Source organism: uncultured Methanobrevibacter sp. (genome assembly GCF_947169325.1).
Lineage (GTDB): Archaea > Methanobacteriota > Methanobacteria > Methanobacteriales > Methanobacteriaceae > Methanocatella.
This window is the reverse complement of sequence record NZ_CAMVPN010000008.1, coordinates 38,993-50,006: the sequence shown is the minus strand read 5'-3', so window position 1 is coordinate 50,006 and position 11,014 is coordinate 38,993. Positions and strand designations below refer to the sequence as shown.

At 40.0% G+C, this 11,014-nt stretch carries 10 protein-coding genes and 1 pseudogene; 8 read left to right on the top strand and 3 right to left on the bottom strand.

All coding sequences use genetic code 11. The features are described 5' to 3' along the window. A pseudogene (locus Q0W26_RS02365) lies at positions 1–245 on the bottom strand (hypothetical protein); the annotation flags it as partial. Then, positions 232–1,134, bottom strand: a complete 903-nt coding sequence (locus Q0W26_RS02360) for an ADP-ribosylglycohydrolase family protein (RefSeq protein ID WP_298521956.1) — start codon at positions 1,132–1,134, stop codon at positions 232–234. The pseudogene Q0W26_RS02365 and the gene Q0W26_RS02360, both read right to left, overlap by 14 nt. A gap of 70 nt (positions 1,135–1,204) precedes the next feature. Here Q0W26_RS02360 and Q0W26_RS02355 point away from each other — a divergent pair, with 70 nt between their 5' ends. Both Q0W26_RS02355 and Q0W26_RS02350 read left to right on the top strand, forming a co-directional pair. Beyond that, positions 1,205–1,714: a GNAT family N-acetyltransferase gene (locus Q0W26_RS02355; RefSeq protein ID WP_298521954.1), complete on the top strand. Its 510-nt coding sequence runs from the start codon at positions 1,205–1,207 to the stop codon at positions 1,712–1,714. Between the two features lie 27 nt (positions 1,715–1,741). Continuing rightward, on the top strand, positions 1,742–2,116 hold the full coding sequence (locus Q0W26_RS02350; protein ID WP_298521951.1) for a zinc ribbon domain-containing protein: 375 nt from the start codon (positions 1,742–1,744) through the stop codon (positions 2,114–2,116). A gap of 17 nt (positions 2,117–2,133) precedes the next feature. Here the strand turns inward: Q0W26_RS02350 and Q0W26_RS02345 are convergent, their stop codons facing one another. Next, the gene (locus tag Q0W26_RS02345; protein WP_298521948.1) at positions 2,134–2,583 is read right to left on the bottom strand and encodes a hypothetical protein; all 450 of its coding nucleotides are present in this window, start codon (positions 2,581–2,583) and stop codon (positions 2,134–2,136) included. Between the two features lie 157 nt (positions 2,584–2,740). Here Q0W26_RS02345 and Q0W26_RS02340 point away from each other — a divergent pair, with 157 nt between their 5' ends. The 6 genes from Q0W26_RS02340 (at position 2,741) to uvrA (ending at position 10,975) form a co-directional block, all read left to right on the top strand. Beyond that, a complete protein-coding gene (locus Q0W26_RS02340; RefSeq protein ID WP_298521945.1) occupies positions 2,741–3,640 on the top strand; it encodes a ribose-phosphate diphosphokinase in 900 nt (299 codons plus the stop codon). A gap of 322 nt (positions 3,641–3,962) precedes the next feature. Beyond that, entirely contained in the window at positions 3,963–4,841 is an 879-nt protein-coding gene (locus Q0W26_RS02335; protein WP_298521943.1) for an alpha/beta hydrolase, read from the top strand. Between the two features lie 95 nt (positions 4,842–4,936). Continuing rightward, positions 4,937–5,227 (top strand): hypothetical protein, encoded by a 291-nt coding sequence (locus Q0W26_RS02330; RefSeq protein ID WP_298521940.1) that lies wholly within the window; start codon positions 4,937–4,939, stop codon positions 5,225–5,227. Between the two features lie 6 nt (positions 5,228–5,233). Further along, entirely contained in the window at positions 5,234–7,201 is a 1,968-nt protein-coding gene (gene uvrB / locus Q0W26_RS02325) for an excinuclease ABC subunit UvrB (RefSeq protein WP_298521937.1), read from the top strand. A gap of 144 nt (positions 7,202–7,345) precedes the next feature. Then, positions 7,346–7,798 carry a hypothetical protein gene (locus tag Q0W26_RS02320; RefSeq protein ID WP_298521935.1) on the top strand — a complete coding sequence of 151 codons (453 nt, stop codon included), beginning with the start codon at positions 7,346–7,348 and terminating at the stop codon, positions 7,796–7,798. Positions 7,799–8,086: 288 nt separating this feature from the next. Beyond that, positions 8,087–10,975, top strand: coding sequence for an excinuclease ABC subunit UvrA (gene uvrA / locus Q0W26_RS02315; protein ID WP_298521933.1), 2,889 nt, complete (start codon positions 8,087–8,089; stop codon positions 10,973–10,975). The last annotated feature ends 39 nt before the right edge of the window (positions 10,976–11,014 follow it).

Sequence of the window (11,014 nt, the reverse complement as noted above, 5' to 3'; positions counted from 1 at the left end):
CATTCGTTGATTATGGGAACGAACGCATACATTCCGAGATTCAAAAACACGTTTTCATGTTTTAAAATCTTCAATATTTTTTCTTCGAAGCTGTCGTTAATGTCAATGCCAAAGTCATCAAGTTCTGTGATGTTGCTGGTTCCCATGTAGTAATTGTCATGAATCACTGTTGCAACCAGATTAGGGTCTACATAATTATCGCATGTAGCCCTAATATTTTTGATGGTTTTCCTAATTTCTATCACAATATGCCTCGAACTTTTCACATAATGACATTACCTTGTCAAGTTTAGGAATTGATTCAATCCAATCTATAGGAATTGCATCAAATCCGTAAAAGATTCCTGCAAGTCCGCCGCAGATACCTCCGGTGGTGTCGGTGTCGCCGCCTAAATTGACTGCCTTTAGAACTGCATCCTTATAGTTGTCGGTTGTTTTCAGACAGTAGATCACACTTTCAATACTGTCGATGACGTATCCTCCACTTCTGATTTCACCGGTAAAGTCATCATCTATTATTCTTTTAAATTCAACGAGTTCCTCATTGTCTTTGTAATGCTCTTTGATAATGTCGACGGAATTTTTGATGTGCTCATCAATGGCAAGGTCATTGTTAAGTATGGATTTTGCAATTTCAACACATAATGCGCAGGCTATCTTTGACCTGTCATGGGCGTGGGTAAGGCCTGAAACGTTCTCGACGGTTTCAAAGTCAATGTCTGGAATGTAGGCTAATGGCAGAATTCTCATAAGTGATCCGTTACCGTTGTCCCTTACGAGTTTTCCTCCGCTTTCAAGTGGTTCGGCACCATTTTTGTATCTCATCAATCCCTGGCGGGTGGTGTTTCCGATATCGAATGTCTCATACTGGTTGTATTTGTCTTCAAATGCCCACTGGCAGAATTTATCCATGATGTCAGCGTAATCGATTCCGTTTTTCTCCACGATACTGTCCATTGTGGCTATCATCATTGAGGAGTCATCAGACCATGTTCCTTTTGGCATTCCATGGGTTCCTCCTTCCCTCATGTCAACAACAGGGTCGTCTTCAAGCTCTTTTCTTGAGTAAAACTCAACAGGAACGCCCAATGCATCCCCTACAATAAATCCGCAAATTCCATCTTTAACTTTCATGATATTTCATATGTTTTTCAATGTAATTAATACTATTTGTTTTATAAGCTATGACGACAAAGTTTAATTAATGATTATTGAAACCGAAAACCTCGTTTTAAGACCGTGGGAGGAATCCGATGCAGAATGCCTTTACCGCTTTGCAAAAAATCCCAAAATCGGTCCGATAGCAGGATGGCCGCCTCATGAAAGTGTTGAAGATAGCTTGAACATTATTAAAACTGTCTTTGCAAAAAGGGAAACCTATGCAGTAACAAAAGACGGCATTCCTATCGGCTGTGCAGGACTGCTCTTCCACCCCGACACCAACCACTGGTGGGGAGAAGAATCCGCCGAATTGGGCTATTGGATAGCTGAGGAGTACTGGGGAAACGGCTATGCAGTTGAAGCATCGAAGGTATTGGTCGAAAGGGCATTCAGCGATTTGGGTGTAAAGCAGATTTATGCAAGCTACAGGGTTGAAAACACCCAATCGAAAAGGGTTCTTGAAAAGCTGGGCTTTAAGTATCATGCGGAGATGACCAATGAAAATTATTTGGGCGAATATTTCCTTGAAACCGCAATGATTTTAGAAAAGTAATTATATTAAGAGGGATTAATTTTAACCATGGTTAGAAAATGCGAAAACTGCGGATTTGAAAATCAGGATGATTATGACTTTTGCGCCAAATGCGGTAATCCGCTTGTTGAAGGGCTTAAAAGGAGTCAGGTTTATGTCTATAGGGCTAATGATTTACCGCAACTCAACAATAAGGCAGTGATAATCTCTTATATAATAACTATTTTTCTTTCATGGAGCGGTTTTATAATCTCTTTATTTACAAAAAACACTTCATTCGGTACATTCGCATTTTTCGGATTCTTCATGCCGTTCTATCTGGTGCAGTCAAAGCATCTGAAACTTAGAAGGCATGGTATTATTCAATTGGTCATATCACTTGTTGGTGTGGCGCTCTCATTTTACGTGATGTTACATAAATAATAAAAAAAGAAGGGAAATTATACAAAGAATACTTTAATATTTCCCATTAAAGCTTGCAGTGGAATCTCCAAAGGATTAAATGTGCCTTCGGTCATTGCAGTGCCTACGGCATCACCCCTGGACATGGTTCCGGTAGCATAAGGGTTGTTATAGCCGTTGTATGCATCGTTTGCACGGATGTTGTCCACAAGACCAACACCGAATATGGCTTCAGCAGCCTGTTCGTTGACGCTGACGATTATATGCGGAGTATATCCGTAGGTGTAGCTTATGATGTCACGTGCAGCTCCATAAGGGTTGTCCGGATCAATCATATGGATATTATGCAATGTTTCTCCGTTTTCATTATAAGAACTGCCTGGATAAATCCATTCAAAACCGCTTGGAAGCTTGAATGCAGCCGCCATGTCAACGCCTGGGGTTCCTTCTGTTGTGTCTTCAGCAATAACTAATATTGGACTTACCATAATAAATAATAAAAGGGCAATAATAATTACTGCTATCACTCCTAATATCATTTTTCCAGTTTTCATAATCTTTTCTATTAAGACATTTAAATATAAATACTTAACCTTTTTAATCATCAAAGACATATATAAATCCAATAAATAATTTGGTGATATCGTGATTATAGGTGGTTCAGCTTCTCAGGATTTGGCCGCTCATGTGGCAAAGGAACTTGGCGAAGAATTATGTTATGTTGAAACTAAAAAGTTTCCAGACGGTGAAAGGTATTTAAGAATCGACGGGGAAATTGCAGATGAAGTGACTGTCATCCAATCAACCGGATATCCTCAGGATGAAAACCTGATGGAATTATTGTTCATAATAGCTAATCTTAAGGATTTGGGAGCCAAAAAGGTTCGTGCAGTGGTTCCATACATGGGATATGCAAGACAGGAAAAGCGCTTCAATCCCGGAGAGACAATTTCCGCTAAAATCATATGTGAATTGATACAGGCTGCAGGAGCAGACGAGTTCATCACATTCAACATTCACGAGGCATGCGTATTGAACTTCTTTGACATTCCGGCAAGGAACCTCTCAGCGATGCCTGCAATTGCGGAATTTTTAGACAAAAGCGATGCTGATAATATGTTAATCATCGCTCCGGATAAGGGCGCATACGGATTTGCACAGGAAATGTCAGAAATCATAGGATGTGACTGCACATACCTGACAAAAGTCAGATTAGGTCCTGATAAGGTCGAAACCAAGATAGTGGATGTAAGATGCGACAGCGAAAGCGAAAACACCGTCAATGTAGATTCAGTAAAAGGCAAACATGCAATCATCATTGATGACATCATAGCCACTGGAGGAACCATCGTAAATGCTATAAACATTTTAAAACAGTACGGTGCTTCAGAAATAGACGTATGCTGCGTGCACCCTATCCTGACCAACAACGGCACTACCAGAATATATTCTGCAGGAGCAAATAAAATCATCGGAACCAACAGTCTGTCATCAGACACTTCACGTGTATCACTTGCAAAATCCATTGCAGATGCATTGAGATAGTATTAATTGTTTCTGTTCAGGTTTGATTCCAATTTAATATGTGAATGTTAGGTTGCAAGATGTAGGATTTCGATTGTTAAAAGACAGACAGATTGAAATCTCATCTAAAGTAATTATTCATGACTTTGAAACTGGTAATGGTATTGGTTTAATCTGCTTTCGCCAATACCTAATGTTAAGAACATGTCATTCATAATCAAACATATTTCATGATAATTGTAACATATAAGGGTTGTGCAATTGAAGTAAAAACAAGAAAACAGTTAAAATTACTGAACCCATGTTTGAAAAAAGGTAATGCCTCTATTTTGGGTGTTGAAAAATGTCGATGATGTCAAAAATTTTGGAAACAATTTTGGACAAAAGGCATCGTGAATATGTTGATGATGCTGCTAAAGCTCGTGAGCATATGATGGAGCGTTCTCTTGTAGAAGATGAACGTTATGAACTACCAAAATGGATATACCGCACCAAAGTTGAAAGCAGGGACATGTTCGGATGTCAGATGGTAATCTTTAATGATGTTGATGATAGTGAACATCTGGTCATATATCTTCATGGGGGAATATATGTAAATGAGATCAGACTGCCTCACATTACTTTTTGCGATAAGCTTGCAAAAAGGGTTAATGCATGTGTATTTGCTCCAATCTATCCTCTTGCTCCAAATCATACCTATGAAGAAACCTATGAAATTGTTGAAAAGTTATATAAACATTTGCTGACATTGAATAAGCCAATTATAATCATGGGAGATTCTGCTGGAGGAGGGCTGTCTGCAGCATTTTGCGAATATCTCTCTGTTAATGATTTGCCTCAACCTGAAAATTTAATTTTGATATCTCCTTGGCTTGACGTGTCAATGTCTGGAGATTATGGTGATGTGGAATTTGATCCCATGCTTGGTGTGGATGGTATTCGTGAAATGGGTGAAACCTGGGCGGGCGAACTTGATTCGAAAGACTATAAGGTAAGTCCACTCTTTGGAAAAGTGGATAAACTTCCAAAAACAGCACTGTTTGTAGGAACTCATGAAATACTCTATCCTGATGTTATTAAATTCTATAACAAGCTGAAAAATAATGGTGTTAATGCGGAACTTAATGTTGGTGAGAAAATGAATCATGTCTATCCTGTCTATCCATTAGTTCCCGAATCAAAGGAAGCATTCAAACATATTGTTGAAATAATTTTAGATTAGATGTTGTTGGTAATATTTAATTAATATAATATCCAATAATATAATTATTGATGCGTAAAATGATGGATATTTTAATATGCATTGAGGGATTAAAGATGGATAAGGAACAAATCAAGGCAGAACTTGTTGATATTTCAAACAAAATTTTAACAAAATATGAAGAGATGGACGTTGTTGAAACCATATCGGTGATGAATATGGCTTCCAAAACAGTGTTTTTGGGTTCCCTTAAGGTTTTCAATTACGAAGTGGTTCCAAACATAATGAGAGATTTGGAGAAGGAACTCAAAGGCTATGGGCAACTTGTAGTGAGAGACCAAAAGGTCACTCCGTGCTGCTCTCCAAGCTACACCCATGTCAGTTTCAATATTACTATTCACAACTAGATTATCATGAAGGAATTCAAGCTTAAATCGCCCTACAAACCATTGGGCGATCAACCAAAAGCCATTAACTCATTAACCGAAGGCATAAAAAACGGTATTAAGGAACAGACTCTTTTGGGAGTGACAGGTTCCGGAAAGACATTTACAATGGCAAATGTCATTGAGAAGGTTCAGAAGCCTACTCTGGTCATTTCCCACAACAAGACCCTTGCGGCCCAATTGTATGAGGAATTCAAGGAATTTTTCCCGGACAATGCCGTTGAATACTTCGTCAGCTATTACGATTACTATCAGCCGGAAGCCTATGTGCCTAGAACCGACACATTCATTGACAAGGAAGCCTCCATCAATGACGATATCGACATAATGAGGCATTCAGCAACACAGTCACTTTTATCAAGGGATGATGTCATTGTAGTTAGCAGTGTAAGCTGCATCTATGGTATAGGTTCACCTGAGGACTACGGGGAATTTGCCTTTGGAATTGCCGTCGGAGACATCTATGAGAGATCAGAAATTCTTGCAAAACTTGTGTTCATGCAGTATGAGCGAAACGACATTGAATTTGCAAGAGGTCAGTTTAGGGTACGTGGAGATGTAATTGAAATAAATCCGGTTCACGGAACACCTCCTGTCAGGATTGAACTGTTCGGCGATGAGATAGATGCCATCAGCATTATCGATAAGATAACTGGTAAAAAGCAGGAATCCCTTCAAAGGTACATGATCTTCCCTGCAAAGCACTTCGTAGTCGGCCAGGACAAGATGGACACTGCGATTTCCAAAATAACCACTGAGCTTGATGAAAGACTGCAAGAACTGAACCTGACAGGAAAGCTTCTTGAAGCCCAGAGACTCGAGCAGAGAACCCGTTTCGATATAGAGATGCTGAGGGAAATGGGATACTGCCCTGGAGTTGAAAACTACTCCATGCACCTGTCCGGACGTAACTGGGGAGACAAGCCGTACTCCCTTCTTGAATACTTCCCGGATGACTTTCTGACAATCATCGACGAATCACACGTTACCGTTCCCCAAATCAGAGGAATGTATAACGGTGACCGCGCACGTAAGGAAACTCTGGTTGAATACGGTTTCAGACTGCCGTCAGCCAAGGAAAACCGTCCTTTAAGGTTTGACGAGTTTGAATCATCAGTAAATCAGGTAATATATGTATCAGCAACACCTGCAGCATATGAGCTTGCAAAATCAAGAAATGTCGTTGAACAGATCATCAGGCCGACAGGTCTGGTTGACCCTGAAGTGATAATAAGGCCTGTTACAGGCCAGGTCGAGGACCTGCTAGGAGAGGTTAGAAAGACCGCCGAGAAGGACGAAAGGGTGCTGGTAACCACACTTACTAAAAGAATGGCTGAGGATTTGACAGACTACTATGCAAGAATAGGTGTCAAGGTCAGATACATGCACTCAGAAATCGACACACTGGAGAGAATTGAGATAGTTGACGACTTGAGACGTGGAAAATTCGATGTGCTTGTCGGCGTAAACCTGTTGAGGGAAGGGCTTGACTTGCCTGAAGTTTCACTGGTGGCAATTCTTGATGCAGATAAGGAAGGGTTTTTGAGAAATGAGACATCACTGATTCAGACCATCGGAAGAGCTGCAAGAAACGTAAACGGCCGTGTGATAATGTATGTGGACAATATGACTGATTCGGTTCAAAAAGCATACGACACCACGCTCAAGAGGCGCAAGCTGCAATTAAAATACAATGAGGTTCATGGTATAACTCCAAAAACCACACAAAGAACCCTGAAGGAAAAACTGGATGAAGAAGATGAGAAATACAAAGGTATTGCCGGTTCTGAAGTTGAAAAAATGCCTAAGGATGAACTCAGATTGCTTATTAAAGATTTAGAAAAAGATATGAAAGATGCAGCTGCAAGACTTGACTTTGAAAGGGCAGCCGATTTGAGAAACAAGCTTTATGCATTGAAAGGTTTTGACAAATAATTCCAATGAAAAATAGATTTCTGAAAATCCAATATTTTGATAGTATTGGACTAAATTTTTGCATATGAAAAATAATGGAATTCATCCGACCTATAATATATAATAACTATGAATTTTAAAGATTGTATTAGGAGGTTATAAATTATGAAATTCAACAAAATTTTCATAGCTTTGCTACTATTGATTGTCGCTTCAAGCATTGGTATTGCATGTGCTGAAGAGGTATCAGTTGCAGATCACAAATTTACAATTCCTGACGGATACAATGTATTGAACACAACTGATGATTCAGTCATATTGACACAGGATAACGACCATGTGATTGTAGTGATTGTTCCTGAAGCGGTTAAAAACGCTGATGATGCAAAATCATATCTTGAAGACCAAGGTTACAAGTTCATAGGTGAAGAAACATATGACGCTGACGGTAAAATTGTCCAACAACATAATTATGAAAAAGACGGATATACTGTCATGAGTTATGTCATTCCTGCAGGAGCAGACCAATGTATCGTAACATTCACTATTCCTGCTGGTGAAACTGCACCTGAAGGAGCAGACAATCCTGTAACAACAGTTTTAAATTCAATTAGTTAATTTAAATATTAACTAACTCTTTTTTTTTTTATCTTAAAAATGCAAGAATACCTCGACTTCTTAAGTCGAGATTGAATTGCAATTTTAAGGGTACTTTTGTTTTTATTTGATTTTTATGGTTATTTTTTTTTAAAATGAGCAATTTTATGGGGTTATTTTTAGTATTTTTCTATTCAGTGTACATTTACAATTTTTATGCGTTTAGGTGAATAGTTTTCAAATGCTCTCTGAAAGAGTATATAAACTAGATTGTTCTAATATTATATAACTAATTTTTAGGAGATAATTATGGCTGAAGAATCTAAAAAACAAATTGTCATCAAGGGCGCACGTGAGCACAATCTGCAGGATATTGATGTCAGTGTACCTCGTGACGAATTCATTGTAATTACTGGCCTTAGTGGTTCCGGTAAGTCTTCATTGGCTTTTGATACTATCTATGCTGAAGGACAGCGCAGATATGTCGAATCACTCTCAGCTTATGCAAGGCAATTTCTGGGTCAGATGAAAAAGCCTGAAATGGAATCAATCGAAGGTTTGTCCCCTGCCATTTCAATTGACCAGAAGACAACCAGGGAAAACCCAAGGTCAACTGTAGGTACAATCACTGAAATTTACGATTATCTGAGATTACTGTATGCAAGAATCGGAATTCCCCACTGTCCGAACTGTGGAAAGGAAATTTCACAGCAGACAATCGGTCAGATTGGAGAATCTGTCATCGAAGAGGGTGAAGGGCTTAAAATCCAGATTCTGTCACCTGTCGTAAGGGACAAAAAAGGCCAGTTCAAGGATGTCCTTGAAGACCTTAGAAACAAGGGTTTTGTCCGTGTCCGTGTTGACGGTGAAATAAGGGAACTTGAAGAGGACATCGACCTTGCCAAAACATACAGACACAACATTGACGTTGTAGTCGACAGACTAAAAACCAGAAAGGACGTTGACTTTAAAAGGAGGCTTGTTGATTCCTTGGAAACCGCTGCAGAATTTGCCGGAGGATTGATAACAGTACTCTTTGACAACGGCGATGAGCAGTATGAGAAAAAGTACTCAGAGCATTTTGCATGTGTTGACTGTGGTATAAACTTTGAGGAGCTCACTCCAAGGATGTTTTCATTCAACGCTCCTCAGGGGGCATGTCCGGAATGTAACGGTATTGGTTCTAAAATGGAAATCGACCCTGATTTGATTGTTCCTGATAAAACATTAACTTTAAATGAAGGAGCCATTGCCCCATGGTCAAAGTCATCCAAAAGGGAAAACTACTATTATCAGATGCTTGAAGCTGTATCAAAGCACTTCAACTTCAGCATGGACGTTCCATTCAATGAACTGGACAAGGAATATCAAAACACCATATTATACGGATGCAACGATAAGATCCCGTTCACATTCAAAAGAAGAAACAAGTCATACATGGTCAACCGTAAGTTCGAGGGAGTAATTCCAAGAATGGAAAGGCTATACGTTGAGACCAAATCAAACTACTCAAGAAAATACCTCTCAAAATTCATGTCAGATAGAAAATGCCATGTCTGCGGCGGAAAAAGGCTGAGGCCTGAAGTGCTGGCTGTTACTGTCGGCGGAAAGTCTATCATTGACGTTTGTGACTTGGCAATCAAGGACTCATATCAGTTCTTCCAGGACCTTGAACTTACAGAGCGTGAAAACTTCATTGCTAAAGAGGTTCTCAAAGAAATCAAGGAACGTTTGAGCTTTTTGGTTGAGGTTGGACTCGATTATCTGTCAATGTCACGTTCATCAGGTACACTCTCCGGTGGAGAGGCCCAAAGAATCAGGCTTGCAACACAAATCGGTTCAGGCCTTGTAGGTGTCCTCTACATTTTGGACGAGCCAAGTATCGGGCTTCACCAAAGGGACAACATAAAGCTTATCGAAGCGTTGAAAAGGCTTAAGGATTTGGGAAACACTCTTGTTGTTGTTGAGCACGATGAGGAAACAATATTGTCAGCCGACCACGTCGTTGACATCGGTCCTGGTGCGGGTGAGCATGGAGGTAAGGTTGTAGCCCAGGGAACTCCTCTTGATATCATGAACAATCCCGACTCAATTACCGGCCAGTACATATCAAGGGTCAAGAAGATTGACATTCCATCCGAAAGACGTGAAGGAAACGGAATGTTTATTCAGATTAAAGGTGCAGCCCAGAACAACCTTAAAAACATTGATGTTGAAATTCCATTGGGCAAATTCACCTGCGTAACCGGTGTGAGCGGTTCAGGCAAAAGCAGCCTTATCAATGAAATCCTATACAAGGGAGCCAAAGGACAGCTGTCCAAAAAATTCACCTTTGCAGGCAAATACGATAAGATTGAAGGGCTTGAAAACATAGACAAGGTAATTGCAATCGATCAAAAGCCAATCGGAAGAACTCCAAGGTCAAATCCTGCAACATACACAGGAGTATTTACAGACATCCGTGATCTCTTTGCAAACACTCCGGAGTCCAAGGCAAGAGGATACAAGCCTGGAAGATTCTCATTCAACGTTAAAGGCGGAAGATGTGAGGCATGTTCCGGTGATGGTATTGTGCAGATTGAAATGCACTTCTTGGCCGATGTGTTCGTGCCGTGTGAAGTCTGCGGAGGTAAAAGATACAACGAGGAGACTCTGGACATAAGATACAAGGGCAAAAACATCTATGAAGTCCTTGAAATGACAGTGGAAGAGGCTCTCGAGTTCTTTGAACATATTCCAAAAATCACCAAAAAGTTACAGACACTCTATGATGTCGGTTTGGGCTACATGAAGATAGGCCAGCCTGCAACAACACTCTCTGGTGGGGAAGCTCAAAGAATCAAGCTTGCTAAAGAGCTTTCAAGAACAAGCACAGGCAAGACATTATACATTTTGGATGAGCCGACAACAGGCCTTCACTTTGCAGACATCAAAAGATTGCTTGAAGTCCTTGCAAGACTGACAGACTCAGGCAACTCAGTTGTAGTAATCGAGCATAACCTGGACGTCATAAAAACAGCAGACCACATTATCGATTTGGGTCCTGAAGGCGGAGACGGTGGTGGTGAAGTGATAGCTACAGGAACACCTGAGGACATCGCTGAAGCGGGAACTTATACTGGTGAGTTTTTAGAGCGTATGCTTGATGAAAACATCACTCCTTATGCAAAAGAATTGGTTCAGGATATAGGAAAATAATTTTTTCTTATATCATATTACTATTTTTTTAGTTTTAAT